Genomic DNA, 18569 nt, shown 5'->3' on the forward strand with positions numbered 1-18569 from the left:
TTAAGCGGCACTCTTTCAAGCTGATGAGATACCATTTTACAGGTCCTCTCATCCCACAGGCAAATTTCATACTTGTAAGATTAATGTAAGGTAAATCGATAGCTTAGTCCGGTCTCTGAGGATAAGATTGGAACAAACAAAAATAGAAATTTTTAAAAAGGAGAATCAGGATGAGACTGTTTGAACTGTTGCTTTTTATATCAAACATCGGCTTGTTTGCATTAACAGTCCTTCTAACAAAAGGACGGCGTAGAATTCCAGTGTTTATTGCAAGCGGGATCGCTACACTTTTACTGGTCATTCATTGGACGTTGGAAGGATACAGAGTTCAGCTATTGTTTCCATATTGCCTAACGATCCTTTTTTTAGCCGCTTCAGGGTATAGCTTTTTAAAGAAAAACGGCCCCAAAAAAATTCCGCGATTCATATTGGGTTCAGCTTATAGCGCTATAGCGGTAATGCTGGCCGTAACAGCGGTCCTTATGTATGCTTTTCCTGTATTTAAACTACCTGAACCGACAGGCGAATTTAAGGTAGGATCGCAAACTTTTCATTTCGTGGATACTAGTAGGAAAGAGATTTTCGACGAAACCAGAGTGGGCAATAGAGAATTAATGGTTCAGGTATGGTATCCGGCTCAAGCCGGCACCGGCAAGTATGCTCCCTTTATTCCTGATACCCGAATTTTACGTTACATGGCCGCGGATTATGGACTTCCCGGGTTTACTTTTGGGCACCTGAGGTACGTATCCAGTCATACTTATTCGGGGGCGGAAGCCTCTTCAGCACATACTTCATACCCGCTGATCCTTGCGAATCCCGGCAACGGCTCTTCCAGGTTCCTCCACACGTCGCAAGCTGAATATCTCGCGAGTCACGGATATATCGTGGCAGTGATCGACCACACCTACAATACATTTGCCACCGAGTTTCCGGACGGGCGAATTACGACCAGCACAACCAACGACTTATTCTCGCCCGACGATGATTACCGGACAGGAAGAGAAATTCGCGACAATTTGGGAAAAGTCTTAACCGGAGATGTAGCGTTTGTGCTGGACCAATTCGGGCTCATCCAATCGGGGCAGATTCCAAGTCATCTACAAGGGAAGATTGATCTCGGTCATGTCGGGGTGTTCGGTCATTCCATCGGCGGAGCGACGGCCTATGACGCTGCTTACGATCCGCGAATCGCGGTTGGCATAGACCTTGATGGAGGGCTTTACCGGTTGCGTGACAGAGAGGGGCTGCGAAAGCCATTTTTATTCATTAACTCGGAAAGCTATGCCGAAAAATTAAGAATGGTGATGGATAACCGGGTCTACACGGATGCAGAACTTACCCGTATGGGCTCAACTAGAGAGTGGGAGGACCAAGTCACAGAAGATAAAAAGTTGGAGCTTGAACGGATGCGCGAAACAGCCGGCGCAGGGGGACAAGTCCTATATATCGAAAATACAGAGCATTTAAATTTTACCAACGTACAGTTCATTTCTCCGATTTTCAAAAGGCTGGGCATTACAGGCAAGATTCAGCCCGAAAGAGCGGACTCCATTATCAATGCCTATATGCTGGATTTCTTCGATATGTATCTGAAAAATCAAGGCGGAATCTTAATGAAGGGACCGGATAGCCGCTTCCCGGAGGTGAAGTTCGTAAATTTGCTATTATAAAAAGAAAAGGGCACGGTCTTGCGCATTTCCGCCAGGGAAACACGCTGATCGTGCCCATAATTCCATAATTCTGCTACAAAAACTTCCGCTGCACCTTTTTGCCGTCATAGGTAAAAAGGGCCTTTTTGTCTTCGACCACGGTTTGCAGGTGGACCGTACGGCCCCAGAGGTTATAGATATGCGGGAGGGTGCGCTCCAGGTATTTCAGGTCCAGCTCGATGCTCTCGTAGCGGTGGGCAATCATCAGCTCGCCATTACGCTCGTAGTCAGCATCCTGGATGACCAGGTAGGGTGAGCCGCCGTTGACCCTGGCGAGCACGAGCTGGTCGCGCACATTTTCCCAGGCCTTATCGGTGATTTTCCATTCCGGGCCTTTTTTCTCGAACACGTAGAGGTCCAGGTCATTGACCAGCTGTTTAGACAGGTAGCTGCGGATGAATGAGATGTCGGAGTCGAGCTCGCGGACCTCGAAGATTTTGTCACGGTCCCAGCGGCGCTCGATGTCCTCGAAGATTTTGAGGCCCAGGTAATACGGGTTTAGACTCTGGCGCGAAGGCTGCACTACAGATGAGTTAAGCTTCGAGTACTCAATCGTCTCCTCAGGAGTCAGGTCCAGCTCGCGCATGATGCGCTGATGCCAGTAGGAGGCCCAGCCTTCGTTCATGATCTTCGTCTCCATCTGCGGCCAGAAATAGAGCATCTCGTCCCGCAGCATGGTCATAATGTCGCGCTGCCAGTCCTCCAGCGTCGTCGAATACTGCTGGATGAACCAGACAATATCCTTCTCCGGCTCTGGCGGGAAGGTACGTTTTCCGGCTGCATCGGGCGCTGCAGGTCCGGCTTGGGCCTGATCCAGCTTCCAGAGCTCGCTGTAGGCATTCTCCTCAGCGGCTCCGCCTGCCGGAGCATCCTTGCGCTCTTTCATTTTGGCTTCCAGCAGGTGGGTTTTGCCCAGCTTGCGCGGCTGGATCAGGCTGGGGTCGATATGCTCCTGAATCGCCAGCACCGAGTCGATGAAGCTCTCCACGGTATCAATCCCGTAGGTCACCGAATAGCCGGCAATCCGGTCGGCCGTGGCAGACATGCTCTCAACCATATCACGGTTGGACATGGAGAAGCGCATATTGTTCTTGAAGAAATCGCAGTGCGCCAGGACGTGGGCGACGATCAGCTTATTCTGGATCAGCGAGTTGCCGTCCAGCAGGAAGGCATAGCAGGGATTGGAGTTAATGACGAGCTCGTAGATTTTGCTGAGCCCGAAGTCATATTGCGACTTCATCTTATGAAAGGTTTTTCCGAAGCTCCAGTGCCCGAACCGGGTCGGCATCCCGTAGGCACCGAAGGTATAAATAATGTCGGCGGGGCATATTTCATAACGCATCGGGTAGAAATCGAGCCCAAACCCGGTAGCGATCTCCGTGATCTCGGCAATCGCCCGCTCCAGCGCTTTTATCTCATCTTCTTGAGGCATGCATCCTTCTCTCCCTCCAGCTTGCTGTGTTTGCTGCAACTTATTCTGACTGCGCCGCAAAAGTTCCGCAGCTGCGTCCGGAACTGTTCTTATACAAGTATATGGGGGGTGGGGGGAGAGTATGATGCCGGGATGTATGGGCAGGTGATACAGTGCGTGAGATTAATGAAAATATGCAGGATTTTCCACATAATACGTAGAAAGTTATACCATTCACTATGTATACAGGGGGAATTCAAATGGATGTCGCTTTGTACGAGGGGGAAACACTCAATATTACAGCCGAGATAAGCAGATATAGTGATTCAGAAAAGGAAACAATGATTGATAAATATCGAAAAGCTGCTGAAAAAAAGGCAATGATCTGCCCATTCTGTCACGAGGAGCTGCGACTACGTGCTGGAGAAATTCGTGATATTCATTTTGCTCATCTCAAGGGCAAGTCCTGCCAGGGAGCTGAGGCATACGATACTTATCATAATCAAACGAAACGGGAGAATAAAAAACATACCGTTATCAAGGAGATTATCTATAACGAGCTTAAAGGTCAGGAACTGATAAGACCAGATTTGAAAGTTGAATACGGTTATAAAGAAAAAGCTGAAGAGAAATGGAAGCATTACCCTGACATCTACCTAAATAAAAATGGTCGTGAGTTTGCTGTGTCTGTGATTACAAATGTCCATGAGATTGGTGACGAAAAGATAGTAAAGACAATTAATAAACGGAATAAATACTTTAAGGAAAAAGGTCTTGAGTCCATCTGGTTTGTGGAAGATAGGGAATTAGCGGATGATTACGAGCATAGGGTTCTTCACCTGTGGGAAGCAGAGTACGGCTTGGCCATAAAGACAGAAGAGGACTACAAATGGGATAAATTATTGAAGGAACTGAGTGAGGAATTTCCAGGTCAGAATATTCCTCGTTTATTTGGATACAGAGCGAATGGCGCAATGAATCAAGATGTTAGGAGTCTGTATTATGTTCATTCCATCGGAGATGAAATTACGTTCTCTGTGTATAGATTGATCCTAGATCAAATGCAGTCACCATTCAGAGGATTTGCGCTAACTGAAGGTTATCGAATGAATATTTCGCAAGCTTTGATTATTCGGGATGAGATTCTCCTAAGCGATAAGGATCAGGAGGATATGAACAGGCTCGAATTTGCCAATCAAGTATTATTTCAGATTGAAGCGTTGAAAGCAGAAGCGGCGTTAAGAAGACAAGCCAACGAAGTCAGGTACGGACAGCAGACAAGGGAGGAGTATTATGGATCAACTGTTCAAGAAACAATTGCAGAAGTAGCTGGAGCTTATATGACAGTAGATATTGATGTGGTTGAGTATGTCTCAAAATTAAAATATCTATCACTGTCTCCCCAGGAAGCAGAATCGCTGTTTTATTATCTCAAGGTACATAGAAGAGAACTCGAAGATTATGGATTAACACTAACAGAAGTGAAGAAATGGGTCAGATTTGCTTTAGGAAAAATTAGCGAACCGAAGATCCGCGAATGGCTTGTTGAGATCGAAGTATTATAGGACAAAAAGATAGCCTAACCCATGCGTGATTACGTTTGTGGGTTAGGCTATTCTTCATCTGGGTCAATTCCCAAAAATACATAATGAGACAGTCCAGTATTAGCAAAGTAACAAGCATCCACATACACTTCGCGAAGCTCCTCGTCAATCCTGTAGATAATGATCACATTGCCGATTAGCACCCAGTAGTATCCGTTAAACTCAAAGCCAGGGAAGTCCGAAACTCCATCAGCTTTGTATCTCGGCTCATCGGCTAATACAGACTTAGAACGTCTGAAGACATTCATGGGGTCTACTTTGAATTCCTTCATTCGGGCAAGAGCTACCCGAGCGTAAGTGGTCCACAGAACTTTGAATTGGTCAGATTTCATTCTGGACCTCTTTCAGTAATTGTGCAAACTCCTCTTCGCTGTCACTGTATGTGGAAATTCCATCTTTACGATCTTTTTGAGCTTGCTCCAGCTGGGACAGAACACTTTCATCTTTAAAAATTACTGAAGTCATTCGCTTCTTCTGTTCATCAGTAAATGTAGGCTGTTCATCTTTCCTTTGCAGCGTAACGTTGAATCCAAAGTTCTCTTCGATTAGCTGGACCAAATCTTTAAGATCTACGTATGATTTTCCCTGAAAGCTCTGTTCTAATTGTTCCTTGGAAATGGACATTCTGCTCACCGCCTTTTTGTTATTATAGCATAGGGGAAGCACCTATCTAAAGTTGATAAATGTTAATACAGTGTTGTAAATGATCTCTTTCTTATCTGTAGGGGTATAATGGAACTTATTATAGTGGTATTATAATTATGGGTATTATTTCCTAGTCATTAATAATAATGAGGTGCGAAATATGCAAGAGCTGATTTCAATGTACAGAGATCGTTTGACGGATCTTACTGCAAAAAATAAAAGTTTGAAGTTAATGAAAATTTATAACAAAAATCATTTTGATATTCACTCTTTCTCAAATATAGAAAATGGACTGGATATTGTCATTATGGAAAAGATATGTGCACTAGAAGAAGAAATTAGTTTGATTCCACAAAACAGCTTAGTAGAAGAATCTATATTAGCAAACCGTAAGTTGGTTCAACTTAAAAGAGAAGTTGATCTGATTGAACAAGAAACGGGTAACAATCCGTTTTACGTTGCCTATGGGTTTCTTGAAGGGTTTCTAGTGCCTAATTTTTTCATTAGATGCCCAATATTATTCATCCCAGCTAGGCTTTACAAGGCTGCCGTAAATAATAAACCTTATTGGGTACTTGGCGTTGGAGAAGAGGCCAGCCCTTTCATTAATCAAACCTTTATTATGGCAATTCAAAAATACATAGGTGGGGACATTAGTTTATCTATTCAGGATGAGATTACCTCAGCTTTACCATCGAACTTAAAAGATATTTTGCCGTTTATTTACGAACTTCTGCGGAAGCATGATATATCTTTAACATTGGAAAGTGATCAAAGTATCGCTCCTTTTAAAAATATAAAAAAAGAGAACATACCAGAAGGGAAAAAGGGCTTTACTTTATATCCGTATGCTGTAATGGGTAAATTCCAGCAATCAACGAGTACATTATTGAATGATTACAATTTACTGTTAGATAATTTGCCCGAAAATGGGTTTTTGGATGCATTAATTAATGGGTCTGAAGAAAATGAAGGTGATTTTGAGGAAATCTCAGAGGAAGAATTAAATCAAGTACATCCTTCAGAAAACTTCTTTGTTCTAGAAACCGATGCTAGTCAAGAAGCAGTTGTTGTAGCTGCTCGCAATAGAAAAGGATTAATAGTACATGGGCCACCTGGCACAGGTAAATCTCAAGTTATCGTGAATTTAATTGTGGATCGTATGTCTAAAGGTCAAAAGGTTCTGTTGGTCTGTCAAAAACCAGCGGCGCTGGATGTTGTGTATAACCGACTGGGACAAATCGATTTACAAAATCATGTTGCTCTTGTTCATGACTTTAACAAAAATAAAATTGATGTGTATAGAAAGATTGCTTCTGTAATTGATCGGAGTCTCCCTATAAAGGGACAGGACGTAGACCGTATTTCAAATGAAAAGTTTGCATTGGCTCAGAAGTTGAATAAAACAGCATTATCTTTACACCTAGAGCGTCCCTTCGGTAAAAGTTTATTCTTTTTGTATAGCAAAGCTAAATGGGATCAGATGTTGATTATCGAGGCTGAAGATTTATTGGGGAATCTTACTTTTGATGAGTTAGAAATGACTCTAATTGAGTTAAAGACTGTAATTGAATTGAAGCAGAAATACGATACTTCAAATCACCCATGGAAAAATCGTAAAAGTTTCTCAGGTTTTTCAGTTAAGCAACATTTAGATTTGAGCAATATATTGAATTCAATAGTCGAGGATGTTAAGCGAGTAGCTAACCATAAGGAAGAACTCCATTTATTATTCGAACCTGTTTATTATCTGGAGAACATTCATGTTCTTTGTGAGATGCAGAAAGTGATGAATGTTTTAAAAAATAGAAATTTACACAAACACATCTTAAGGTTTTTTAGTGATGAAAATGCTCACCAGGTAACTGAGAATGAAAAACATCTTGGAATCATCAGAATAAAGTTTGAGTCATTTCAAAAACAAATAAATATACTAAATGAGCGTCCAGAGGCTGTTACTGGTCTTCGGTATGAAGACGCAGTGAAATGGAATGAGAAACTAAAACTTTTTGGTGAGCTAAATAAGAAATTTACTCGGTTTTTTAATCATAGTTGGTATTCATTAAAAAGAGATATCCAAGATCATTTTAAGGTCAATGGAATATCGTTTGACAAGCAATCACTTTACGAGTATCACGCAAAGGTCGAGACATTTATACTCTTTGAAGAAATCCGAAATGAAGCAAATCTTATCTACTTCTATTCTGATGCACCAATAGAAAATCAACTAGATAAGTGGAATGCTTGGATTAAGTTAAAGGAGAATGCCAAAGATTTTATTGAAGCCTTTGTTGAAACACAAATTTCTTTCCCCAACTGGATCAACAATCCAAGTACGCATGATCACTTAGGAGAATTCTTAAATGAGCCCTTCAGTAATGAAATGAAGGGATTAATAAAATTAGCAGAGCAAACCAGAGAGTTAAATGTAAAAATACGTAGCTTAGATTCATACTTGAATCGAGAAACCGTTAATGAATTTATTAAACAGTTAAACGAAGGGATTTACAGTATTCCAGAATACGAAGGAATGTATAAAACACTGGACCAATTTGATAGCTTGTGCAGATTGGATCAAATGAAGGATGAAATGGGTAGCCTGAAAATAGTATTACTTGAACGTTGTGCCCAAAAAGCTCCACTTGAAAGTACTCCAGATGTAGTGAATTATTGGCTTAATCTTATTCGAAATAGCTTTTTACACGCTTGGATTCTACAAATTGAATCTGTCGAGCCGCATGTGAAAGACGTGTCGACTGAAATTTATAAATCCAACTTAGAGCGTTTCCAAAAATTATTGAAAGACAAACGAAAAGCAGTCCCAATACTTATAGACTCATTACTTGCTAATGCAGCAGTCCAAGTTGTGGGGAGCACACGGCAAAAATTAAAGCACGAGTCTAATAAAAAAAGAAAATTAATGCCATTACGTCAAGTAGTAGGGCATTTTTACGATGATTTATTAAAACTGGTGCCTTGTTGGCTATGTACACCTGAAGCTGTTAGCGCTATTTTTCCATTACATCAGGATATGTTTGATCTTGTTATATTTGATGAAGCCTCTCAGTGTCCAGTAGAAAATGCAATCCCATCCATATATCGAGCTAAACATCTCATAGTAGCAGGAGATGAAAAACAACTTCCACCTAGCTCATTCTTTCAAGCATCTATCGACGATGAGGAGGAGGATGAAGATGATAATACGATCTATGTAGATAAAACAGATAAACATGCAAAAAGTTTATTAGAGTGGGCTAAACCAAAGTTCCCTGATAAATGGTTAACTTGGCATTATCGTTCAGAGTACGAAGAGTTAATCAACTTTTCGAATTACGCTTTTTATGATAAAAGAATACAAATTGCTCCATCAGTAAAGAAAGATACTGGTTCAAGGCCAATTGAATTTATTAAGGTAGACGGCCAATGGGAGAATAGCTCAAACCGAGTTGAAGCTGAAAAAATCGTGGATAGTGTTATTAATATTCTTCAAAATGATGATTCCCAACCAACTCTTGGAATTATCACGTTTAATAAAGATCAAGCAGATCTAATTAATGATGTATTCGAAGAAAGAATGGTGAAAAGTCCTGAACTCAGATTGTTAATTGAGGAAGCTAGATCTCGTAAGAATGGCGATGAACATATAGGACTATTTGTTAAAAATATTGAGAATGTGCAGGGTGACGAGAGAGATGTTATTCTTTTCTCGGTAGCTTACGCGAAGAACTCTGAAGGTAAAATGGTAAGCCAATTCAGTGCACTTTCTAGGGACGGTGGCGGAAATCGCTTAAATGTTGCTATATCTCGTGCGCGGAGAAAAGTAATTATAGTTTGCTCGTTTGAACCGAGTGAATGGACAAGAGCAGAGACTTACGCGCAGGGAGTTAAGTATTTAAAACGATATTTAGAGTATAGTAAAGCGATATCCGACGGAGATTATTCGCTCGCGCAGTCAATTTTAAACGGCTTAGTCGATGCAACTAATGTGAAGGACTTAAACAATCAACTGATATTTGATAGTGGATTTGAAGAAGAAGTATGTAATTCACTAAGAGCTTGTGGATACGATGTACACACTCAAGTTGGTTTTTCTGGTTACCGCGTTGATTTGGCAATCGTAGACCCTATAGGAAAAGAAAGATACATCTTAGGTATAGAATGCGACGGGGCAACTTACCATTCTTCAAAGGTGGCCAGGGAGAGAGATCTTTACAGACAACGTTTTTTGGAAAGTAAAGGATGGAAAATACATCGGATTTGGAGCCGAAACTGGTGGTTAGCAAGAAATAAGGAAATTGAGAAAATACAAAAAGTGATTGAAGGTATTTTAGAGGGAGGGGAAAATGAACGGAGAATACACTGAAAAGTTACCAACCAGTACGGGAAAGATTGTTGTAACTAAACACAGTTGGCGTATTAATTTTTATTTTTCAGGGCCTGATTTAAGATACAATGGAACAATTTTCAACATTGCTAGCGGTTCCATTGATTCATATATTGAGGCATATGGGCCAAACAAAGGGCTGAAGAAGTAAAAGAACTTCTGAATTCGCTTTAAAGATTAAAACTGGATGTTTAAATAAAAGGAAATCGGAAATAACCTTCATTGCTTTAATAAAGGCAAATAGAAGCTCGTTGTTTGATTTTTATATTATTTTTGGAGGGGTTACAAATGGAAGAAGTGGTTAGTCTGTTGTCTGATATTTTATCTGAATTAAGGGAGTTAAACGTAAGGGTTTCAGCAGTGGAAGAGTAATTATATTCGATTGGTAATGATACTTCAACAATGGGATCAAGTTTGAGTTCTATCGACGTGGACATAAATTCAATAAAATTAGATATTTCAACAATAGACAGCAATGTCAGTTCTATTGATTCAAACATTAATGGGTCAATTCCCCAAAAAATTTAATGCGACAACCCCGTATTTGCAAAGTAACAAGTATCGACATACACTTCACGAAGATCCTCGTCAATCCTGTATATAATAATCACATTTCTCATTAACACCCAGTAGTATCCGTTAAACTCAAAACCAGGGAAGTCAGAAACTCCATCAGCTTTATATTTGGGTTCATCTGCTAATACAGATTTAGAACGTCTGAAAACGTTCATGGGGTCTACTTTATAATACTTCATTCGGGCTTCTAGAAGATGGTGGTCGCCAAGGGGAAGAGATTGGCAATATCAGTCTAACTTCAACCTTCAGTTCTTCGTTTGCGGTATGAAACGCAATCACGCCATCTTTGGATTGGAGTAGTTATTCGGTCACTTCTTTCGGGTCTTGTATAGCACGGATTAGTGCGACTTCATCTACAAACTTTGTGTTACCTACTGTATGTAACGAAAGGATGTGCAGCTTGATTTATTGATCGGGATATATCTTACGAACTTCTTCCCATTGCACGGTTGGCACCTCCAGTTAGGTTGGTCCTTTTATTGTATCAGATTATTAGTAATTAAAAAGCTCTCCTTGAATGAGCGGAGCGGGAATTGGAAACAAATCGTCTTGATCGGCTCGGCAATATTAGCGCGATCTACGGATATCTCTGCTCTGACTACCATCCGGCGTTGATTGAATTTGCTGGTCATGCTGGAGTCAGGAAGAGACCCTGCAAGAAGCCGCCATATGGCTCCGGCGGCAGCGCTAGGACACGATGCGTGGATGAGTCGAAGGAGGCGGGCATGCAGCTTTTCGAAGTCAAATGCCAGATGGACAACTTCCCCTCTAGGGGGAAGGATGAACTGCGATTGGGAGGGGCGAATACATATGCAATTAGAGAGGTGAGGGGGTTGGAATTGGTAAATCTGGCGGATATGGAATATGCTTCTTACCTTTTATATCAAAAGAAGATTGCGAAACTTCGTATCGGACGAATTTGATGGGAATGGACAGCGGATTTATTTGCGAGAAAAAGGGGGATGCCGAACGGGTGAAAGCGACACAGCGGAGACGCCCCCGCATAGACGGCAGGCGCCGGCATGAAAGAGGCGCCTGTCGCATAAATAATTAACATTGTCGCTGGTTTCCTGTTGGACTAGCATCGCTAAGGAGCCTTTTGCTCTCCATGCGTCCAGTGCAGTAACATGGAAATAAGCGGAAAAGTGCATTGATGGAGCTAAGATGTCACAGAGAGCGGCTCCTCGTTCCGTTCGGGCCACTATTTGCAGGCTAAGAAGGGAGGTCGGCTGCGCTGGACGGTGGCAGGGTCACGACCGACTCACGCTCGATGATCTTATGCGGGAAATAATTGTTGCCTCTGCGCGGCATCTGGGTCGGATCGGACGCCAGCTTGACCAAATATTTGAACGCTTCGGCCCCGATTTCGCCGAACGGCTGCTCGACCGTTGTCAGCTTGGGCATTGACATGTTGGCGATTGTCAGATTGTCATAGCCGATGACGGAGATGTCCTGGGGCACCCGCAGTCCCGCGTCGTGGATGCAACGCATTGCCCCGATCGCCATCTCATCAGTCGCTGCGAATACGGCTGTGATCCCGGTCCGGTCGAGGTCGCTCAGCAGGCGTCGCATGGCGGCATATCCTTCTTCGTAGCGTATGTTTCCATATGCGACATGCTGCTCTGTGAACGGAAGCCGATAGAAGTCGATCGCTTGCTTGTAGCCATTGAACCGGGAACTCTCCCCACCGTTCAAATTACCTGAGGGAGGAGCAATCATGCCGATGCTGCGATGTCCCCGCGAGACTAGATAGGCAACCACGTCGAAGGACGCTCTGATGTCGTCTACCTTGAAGGCGGGCAGCTTGGCATTCTCGTGGGAGGCCAGCAGCAGTACGACTGGTATGTCCGTCTGCTCGATCCACTCGTCGTAGTCGGCTGGCATGTAGAAGCTGGCGAGCAGAATGCCGTCTACCCAGTGCTGCTTGGCGAAGTTGTACGCTTGGGTCAGCCCATCCTTGCTCATGTTTTCGATATTGAGTTCGTAGAGCAGCAGATGAATGTCCTGGGTCTGGGCCATCCGGCTAATGCCAGTGTACAGCTCTCCGAAATAAAATTCCGTAATGTAAGGAATGATGACGCCAAACGTCAGTTTTCTGCTCTTCAAATTGGCGACTTGTGTCTTCTCTGCGGTGAAATAGTTGAGCTTTCGGGCTGCGTGCATGACGCGCTCTCTCGTATCGGCGTTGACGAGCTCGGGCTTGTTGAGTGCCCTCGACACCGTTGCGATCGAGAGGTTGGCGTATTTGGCAACATCGTTAATCGTCGTCACTTCTAACCCTCATTTCTTCCGGGAGATCGTCCCGATTCCTTCGACGAACGAACGACATTTGGCGTTCAGCCCTTGACAGAGCCACCCAAAAGCCCCCGTACGAAATATCTTTGCATGAAAAAGAATACAGCAAGCGGTAAAATCATCGACACAAAGGCGCCTGCAGTGAGCAGATGCCAGTCGCTGCCGTAAGAACCCACCATCTCGGAGAGGCGGATGGAGAGAACCTTCTCCTTCGGCTGGCTGCCGATAAAGATCAGGGATACGAGGTAATCGTTCCATATCCACAAAAACTGGAAGATGCCCAAGGAGGCCAGTGCTGGAACGGAAAGCGGGACAATCAGCCTCCTGAATATCGTAAAGTGGGACGCACCTTCCATAAACGCGGACTCTAGCAATTCCTTTGGGAGTTGACTGACGTAATTATACATGAAATATATAGCCAGAGGTAGTCCGAAACCTGTGTGTGCCACCCAGACCGACAGGAATGAGCCGTTGATGCCCAGAGATAAAAAGTCCTTCATAATCGGTATAAGTGCGATCTGAAGAGGGACGGCCAGCAGAGTAATCACAATCCCGAACATCAGCCTGCGGCCCCTGAAGCGCATCCAGGCGAAGCCGTACGCGGCAAAGGTCGCGATGACAATCGGGAAGACCGTGGCCGGAACGGCGACGATCAGCGTGTTCTGAAACGCCTGGGTCAGATTTTGGTCCTGACCGTTGGTGCCCTCGCTTTTGCCGCCCAGCACGGTTTTATAATTTTGCAGCGTGAAGGAACTGTCTGCCGTCCACTTGCGCGTATAGACCGAGACAGTCAGGTCTCGGCGCTGTTCCCACTGCAGCTTGACTTGGCCGGAAATCGCGATCCCGTCCCTCAGCTGTCTGTCCGTCACGTCGTATCCCTGAATGCGCAGAGAGCCCTTGGGATCGGTGCCTGTCGGTAGTGAGATCGTGTCGGTCTGCACCCAGGCGCGATGGGGCAGTACACTCCACCAGCCGGTCGATTTGATATCGTTCGGCGGCCGGAAGGAGGAGACGAACAATCCGAGTGTCGGGATGATCCAGATGCAGCAGATGATGAAAAGCACCGAATTGACGATCCACTTCGATCGGGAAGGGGTGATCGGCTTTGTACGGCTGGAAACTCTCACATTCGTCCCTCCTTCCTGAACATGCGCAAGTTGTAATAGATGATCGGCGTGATCATCAGCAGCAAGACGATGGCAAGCGCGGAGCCGTAACCGAAGTTGCGGAACTGGAAGTACTGTTTGTAAAATTGGGTGGCGATGACTTCCGTCTCGTACTGGCCGCCGGTCATGACCATGACGATATCGAAAATCTTGAGCGTGAATACGACGGTTGTCGTGGCCACGGTCCATATCGTGCTCTGAATAAACGGAATAATAATATGAAAGAAAATTTTCGTCTCGTTCGCACCGTCAATGCGCCCCGCTTCGAGCAGCTCCTCGGGTACTCCTTTGATTGCCGACGAGAACATCACCATCGCGAATCCCGTCTGTGTCCATACCATAATCGCGATCAGCAACAGATTGTTCCATGGCCGTAGCAGGGTGAGCCACGCCTGGGGCTCCTGGCCGAACAGAGTGGTGATCGCGTTCAGCAATCCGATCTGCTCGTCGCCGGACTCATAATAGAAGACGAACTTCCAGATGATGCCTGTCGCCACGAAAGAGATAGCCATGGGCATGAAAATAATCGATTTAGCCGTATTTTCGAACGAGCTGCGGTCCGCTAAAATCGCGATCGCAAGACCGAAGCCGACCGAGAAGAAGGTACCGGCTGCAACCCACATCAGATTGTTGCGAAGCGTGAGCAGCAGGCTGCGCTCGGTGAAGACGGCTACGTAGTTGGCCAGCCCGACGAAACGGATCGAGCCCGCGTCCATGAAGCTTAGATATACCGTGCGGAAAATTGGAAACAACAACAGCCATGCCATAAGAAGTATAGCAGGACCGATAAACACGTACGGCAGCCACCGCTGCTGGCAGCGCTGCGAATACTGTCCGGTCAGCCAGTTGAATGAAGCGTAGAAGAAATAAAGGCCGAAGCTACCCCACAATAGGGCGACGGCAAGCGTCGCGATGTGGGGCAAATCCATGCGGCCGAGAAGCTCGAACATCAAGGTGTGCAATGCTGCGTTAGTCAAGAGAACGCCAGCTAGTAAGAAAGCTTTGCGCGTTTGGGATGCGCTACCTGTGATGGTGTTCACGGCGATTACTCCTTTATTGCGGACCGAGGGTGAAGAGAGGGCGGACGCCCTCTCTTACTCGTTCCGTTATTTTTTCCATCCCGCTTGAATTTCGTTTAATGCCTGATCCAGGTCGACCGCGCCGCCTACGTAGTCCGTCATGCCTTTCCAGAACGTCCCGGAGCCCACTTCGGCAGGCATCAGGTCGGATGCGTCGAATCGCACGGTGTCCGCGTTCTGAATAATTTCCGCGACGCCCCGGTCGACCTTGTTGGTGTACCAGCTCAGATCAGCGTCCTTGTGCGGCGATACGACTCCTCCTTCTTCGATCCACGACTTCAGCGATTCGCCTGTTGTGAAGTACTCCATCAGCGCGCGCACTTCCGGACGATCATTGAACATCGCCATTATCTCACCGCCGACGAGTACCGGCTTTCCGTATTGTTCGTCGATCGGCGGGAAGTAGAAGAAATCGTAATCGTCCGTCTTCGTGCCCTGCGGGAACATACTGTTCGCGAAGCTGGGCATCTTGAACATCATGCTGCCGTTTGGCTCGAACAGTGAGTTCGCAGCGTCCGTTACGGAGGTGCTGACGATCGACTTCACACCGCCTTCGACATAATCCGGATTGAACCAGATGTCCGACAATAACTCGGCGGCATGCTTGACTTCCTCGGAGGTGAACGGAAGCTCGCCCTGCGTCCATTTGTCATAATTGTCCAGCGAAGTCGTGCGGAGCAGGATGTCTTCGATCCAGTCGGTGGCGACCCATCCGGTTGAAGCTTCGCTCTCTATTCCGATGCTCCAAGGTGAGATCCCGTCTTCAACCATTTGATTAGACAAGGCGATCAGCTCGTCCCATGTATTGGGTACCTGGTACCCGGCCGCGTCGAACTCCTTCTTATTATACCAGACCAGACTTTTGGCGCTGACGCGGTGCCATATGCCCGCCATAATCTTGCCGCTTGGGCTGTCCATCGTGGTCATGTCAAGCCAGCTTTGGTTGTAGTTCGCTTTCACTTTATCCATGTCAAGGAATGTACTGACGTCGACCACTTTGCCCGCTTCGGCAAAGTTGGCGAGCAGGCCGGGCTGCGAGAAGTTCGCAATATCGGGCGCATTGCCCCCGTCCACCCGAACGGAGATCGTGGTATCGAACTGCTGTGAGCCTTCATATTGTACATCAACACCGGTTTTGTCTTCGAAGGCTTTGAAGGAGCGTTCCAGCTTCGCTGCATCGATGTCGATCATTTTGCCGTACACGGTTACGGTTTTGCCTTTGTAGTCGCCATTGTAGGCTTCTTCTAGCGGTGACTTGGACGCTTCGTTACCGGCCGAGGTGGCGGTCGCCTCTGCTAGTTCGTTGGCGGACCCGCCGCAGGCGGACAAGACGAATGGAAACGCGAGCAGTGGAGCGAGCCATTTGCGGTTTTGATGCATGTGTAGTCATTCCTCTCATTTTTGATTTTCATGAATGTGATTTAAATTTACATTCAATGTTTTCTTTGTTTACAATAATACGCGGTACTTCGATTCGTCAATGGAATTACCTTAAATTTCGACAATTTCCTGAAATTATTGACTTTTTGAACAAGAAACATGATGTATTGTGACAAAATATGTTGCATTAACTGACATTGATCTTGACAAGGGGAGGTTAATTCAATATATTTCATTTTATGATTTGTTTTTTCATCAAAAATGTAAATTATAATGGAGGACAATGAAGATGAACAAAAAATGGTGGAAAGAAGCCGTTATTTATCACATTTATCCACGTAGCTTCCGGGACAGCAACGGTGATGGAATAGGCGATTTGCAAGGCATCATCGAGAAGCTGGATTACATCCAATCGCTCGGGGTCGATATTATCTGGCTCGGTCCGGTATATGCGTCTCCCAACGACGACAACGGCTACGATGTAAGCGACTACTATCAGATTCACGATGATTTCGGCACATTAGAAGAATGGGAACGGCTGAAGGACGACATTCATCGGCGCGGCATGAAGATCATGATGGACATTGTGCTGAACCATACTTCGGATGAACACGCATGGTTCGAAGCTTCCCGTCTCAGTCGAGACAATCCATACCGGGATTACTACCACTGGCATGAGGGCAAGGAAGGCCGGGAGCCGAACAATTGGGGTTCAGTATTCAGCGGCTCCGCGTGGGAGCAAGATCCAAAGACTGGCGATTATTACCTACATCTCTTTTCGCGCAAGCAGCCCGACCTGAATTGGGGCAATCCGAAGGTTCGGGAAGCGATGTACAGCATGATGCGTTATTGGCTGGACAAAGGTGTGGACGGCTTCCGCCTTGACGCTGTCAATCTGCTGTGCAAGCCGGACGGGCTGCCTGATTCCCCGTTGGCCGCCGCAGACTCCGAGTTCGCTCCCTGTGGCCCGCTGGTCGCCAACGGCGAAGGCATACACGGCATATTTCAGGAGATGAACCGCGAAGTGTTCAGCCCCGCCCAGACCTTTACGATCGCTGAAATGGCCAATGTGACAGCGGAGGAAGGTCTGCTCTATACCGCTTCAGACCGGCTGGAGTTCAACAGTATCATAGGTTTCGAACATATGGATGTGGACAACGGCCCGAACGGACGATGGGAGACGATCCCCTTTGACCTGGTCGCCCTCAAGCGCATACTGAACAGCTGGCAGACCGCCCTGAACGGGAGAGGTTGGTTCGGGTTATACTTGAACAATCATGACCAGCCCCGCGTCGTCTCCCGCTGGGGAAACGATGTCGCTTACTGGAAGGAAAGCGCCACGATGTTTGCCACCTGCCTTCATATGATGCAAGGCACCCTTTTTATCTACCAGGGTGAGGAGATCGGGATGACCAATATGAAGTTTGCAGATATCACGCAGTATCGGGATATAGAGACACTTAACTACTATCGCCATGAAACGGCCATGGGTCGGCCGCAGGAGCAGGTCATGGCAGATATTTATACCAAGAGCCGCGACAACGCCCGCACGCCGATGCAGTGGAACACCGAGCCGCATGCGGGCTTCAGCTCATCCGAGCCTTGGATCGGTGTCAATCCGAACTTTACGGACATTAATGTCGAAGCCCAGGAAGACGATCCTGCCTCGATTCTGAACTATTATAGGCTGCTCGTGCAGCTGCGCAAGCGGCATGACGTGATCGTCTACGGGGACTTCACACCGCTGCTCGAGGATCACCCGGCCATATATGCCTACCAGCGTACGCTTTGCGGGGAGAAGTTATTCGTCGTCGCCAACTTCACGGCAGAGGAGCAGAAGCTGACAGCCGTAAAAGCGCCGGAGAATGCCAAGCTGCTGCTGGCCAATTATGAGAAGGCGGACGGGGAACCGGACGAGCTTGTCCTGAGACCTTACGAAGCGAGAGTATACCTGGCCGGGACGGCCTAGTGCGCAACGGCTCACCTTCCGTCGCCTGCAACAGCCTCTATATAGTGTGCTACTCATGACGATTAACTAGGTGGTGAAAGTCTACTGTGGGGGGAGTTACTAACGACTAGCCAAGAGCAAGGATGCCCATCGTGAGGTGGAATCTGATGGAAGCTGGAGGTGGAATTCCGAACCAAGGAACACGAACATCATGAGGCATAGGATATGGGATGAGTTTGCTATACAAAAACGAAGTCCAATAAACTACATGGACTTACCAGTATAAATGATGTGTGTACTAGGTGGGAAAGTAAATCGTCTTTCCGTGGGAGGTCTTATAGACGTGAGGAGAGGCACTTCGAGACACGG

Annotated in this window: 13 protein-coding genes; 6 read left to right on the plus strand and 7 right to left on the minus strand. The window is 45.9% G+C overall.

Annotated elements, in window-relative coordinates:
- The first annotated feature begins 170 nt into the window (after positions 1–170).
- A complete protein-coding gene (locus AQR02_RS05525) occupies positions 171–1673 on the plus strand; it encodes an alpha/beta hydrolase family protein (RefSeq protein WP_054939720.1) in 1503 nt (500 codons plus the stop codon).
- 73 nt (positions 1674–1746) lie between these two features.
- Here AQR02_RS05525 and AQR02_RS05530 read toward each other — a convergent pair whose 3' ends face one another.
- Complete coding sequence (locus AQR02_RS05530) at positions 1747–3144, minus strand: SpoVR family protein (protein ID WP_054939721.1); 1398 nt, start codon at positions 3142–3144, stop codon at positions 1747–1749.
- Between the two features lie 239 nt (positions 3145–3383).
- Here AQR02_RS05530 and AQR02_RS05535 point away from each other — a divergent pair, with 239 nt between their 5' ends.
- Positions 3384–4688 carry a competence protein CoiA family protein gene (locus tag AQR02_RS05535; RefSeq protein WP_054939722.1) on the plus strand — a complete coding sequence of 435 codons (1305 nt, stop codon included), beginning with the start codon at positions 3384–3386 and terminating at the stop codon, positions 4686–4688.
- Between the two features lie 47 nt (positions 4689–4735).
- Here the strand turns inward: AQR02_RS05535 and AQR02_RS05540 are convergent, their stop codons facing one another.
- Together AQR02_RS05540 and AQR02_RS05545 are read right to left on the minus strand one after the other, a co-directional pair.
- Positions 4736–5059, minus strand: coding sequence for a hypothetical protein (locus AQR02_RS05540; RefSeq protein ID WP_054939723.1), 324 nt, complete (start codon positions 5057–5059; stop codon positions 4736–4738).
- Positions 5049–5351, minus strand: coding sequence for a hypothetical protein (locus AQR02_RS05545; RefSeq protein ID WP_054939724.1), 303 nt, complete (start codon positions 5349–5351; stop codon positions 5049–5051). The genes AQR02_RS05540 and AQR02_RS05545 overlap by 11 nt, the downstream gene beginning before the upstream one ends.
- A gap of 181 nt (positions 5352–5532) precedes the next feature.
- Here AQR02_RS05545 and AQR02_RS05550 point away from each other — a divergent pair, with 181 nt between their 5' ends.
- The 3 genes from AQR02_RS05550 to AQR02_RS33005 all read left to right on the plus strand — a co-directional run bounded on the left by AQR02_RS05550 (position 5533) and on the right by AQR02_RS33005 (position 11255).
- Positions 5533–9735, plus strand: a complete 4203-nt coding sequence (locus AQR02_RS05550; RefSeq protein ID WP_054939725.1) for an AAA domain-containing protein — start codon at positions 5533–5535, stop codon at positions 9733–9735.
- On the plus strand, positions 9716–9907 hold the full coding sequence (locus tag AQR02_RS05555) for a hypothetical protein (RefSeq protein ID WP_054939726.1): 192 nt from the start codon (positions 9716–9718) through the stop codon (positions 9905–9907). The genes AQR02_RS05550 and AQR02_RS05555 overlap by 20 nt, the downstream gene beginning before the upstream one ends.
- 958 nt (positions 9908–10865) lie before the next feature.
- Positions 10866–11255, plus strand: coding sequence for a hypothetical protein (locus AQR02_RS33005; protein WP_209444127.1), 390 nt, complete (start codon positions 10866–10868; stop codon positions 11253–11255).
- Between the two features lie 289 nt (positions 11256–11544).
- Here the strand turns inward: AQR02_RS33005 and AQR02_RS05565 are convergent, their stop codons facing one another.
- The 4 genes from AQR02_RS05565 to AQR02_RS05580 form a co-directional block, all read right to left on the minus strand.
- Positions 11545–12603, minus strand: coding sequence for a LacI family DNA-binding transcriptional regulator (locus tag AQR02_RS05565; RefSeq protein ID WP_054939728.1), 1059 nt, complete (start codon positions 12601–12603; stop codon positions 11545–11547).
- A 65-nt stretch (positions 12604–12668) separates the two neighbouring features.
- Positions 12669–13754 carry a carbohydrate ABC transporter permease gene (locus tag AQR02_RS05570; protein ID WP_054939729.1) on the minus strand — a complete coding sequence of 362 codons (1086 nt, stop codon included), beginning with the start codon at positions 13752–13754 and terminating at the stop codon, positions 12669–12671.
- Entirely contained in the window at positions 13751–14833 is a 1083-nt protein-coding gene (locus AQR02_RS05575) for a carbohydrate ABC transporter permease (RefSeq protein ID WP_245237145.1), read from the minus strand. The genes AQR02_RS05570 and AQR02_RS05575 overlap by 4 nt, the downstream gene beginning before the upstream one ends.
- Before the next feature lie 66 nt (positions 14834–14899).
- Entirely contained in the window at positions 14900–16252 is a 1353-nt protein-coding gene (locus AQR02_RS05580) for an ABC transporter substrate-binding protein (RefSeq protein ID WP_054939730.1), read from the minus strand.
- 289 nt (positions 16253–16541) lie between these two features.
- On the opposite strand from AQR02_RS05580, the gene AQR02_RS05585 reads away from it, so the two are divergent.
- On the plus strand, positions 16542–18221 hold the full coding sequence (locus AQR02_RS05585) for a glycoside hydrolase family 13 protein (protein ID WP_054939731.1): 1680 nt from the start codon (positions 16542–16544) through the stop codon (positions 18219–18221).
- The last annotated feature ends 348 nt before the right edge of the window (positions 18222–18569 follow it).

The organism is Paenibacillus ihuae (assembly GCF_001368795.1).
Classification (GTDB): Bacteria; Bacillota; Bacilli; order Paenibacillales; family Paenibacillaceae; genus Paenibacillus_AQ; species Paenibacillus_AQ ihuae.